Consider the following 556-nt stretch of genomic DNA (forward strand, 5'->3'; position numbering starts at 1 on the left):
CTTTTCAACAAAATCGTTTGTTTCTAAATTTTCAAAATCAATTTCTCTTTTTGATAAAATAATATTTTTATTTTTTTGTTATTGTTAATGTTAATGGCATCATCTAGCATTGCATAAGCATTGCTATTAGCATTTTTAGCATAATTACAAGCATAAGTTGTATTTTTATCCCATCTTGCCTTTGCTGCCTTTTGTGCTCTTTCTGAAAACTTATTTAAATTATCATTTGAGTTATTGAGTTCCTCTTCAACTCTTAAACTCCACAAACGACCATCTTCTAAACGTATGATCTTCTCATCGCGTAATAAGATGTCTAATGTATTTTTTAGAACTCTCACTGAACAACCTGCCCACCGTGCTAATTTGGGAGCATCTTCAATAATAGGGCGGCGCTCTTCATACATATATAAGACAAGTGTCATATAAAGACCTTTTTCCACTATACTCATGCCACTAACATCAACAATCCATTGTGAAGAAAAAAGCCTCGTCCATGGCAACTTAGTTGACATACTTCACCTCCCTTTCTTTATTATTATTGCAAGTGAAATTATCT

1 protein-coding gene is annotated in these 556 nt (G+C 32.4%); it reads right to left on the reverse strand.

Features of this window, described 5'->3' with window-relative positions:
- Window positions 1-23: 23 nt before the first annotated feature.
- Window positions 24-512, reverse strand: a complete 489-nt coding sequence (locus tag ACFILW_RS11050) for a DUF1376 domain-containing protein (protein WP_375685860.1) — start codon at window positions 510-512, stop codon at window positions 24-26.
- Between the last annotated feature and the right edge of the window lie 44 nt (window positions 513-556).

Source organism: Bartonella sp. TT110JLCBS, assembly GCF_042193405.1.
In the GTDB taxonomy this organism is placed as follows: Bacteria; Pseudomonadota; Alphaproteobacteria; order Rhizobiales; family Rhizobiaceae; genus Bartonella.

Excerpts from the sequence above, each read along its gene's own strand:
- ACFILW_RS11050 (WP_375685860.1), bottom strand. The coding sequence starts at position 512 with ATGTCAACTAAGTTGCCATGGACGAGGCTTTTTTCTTCACAATGGATT.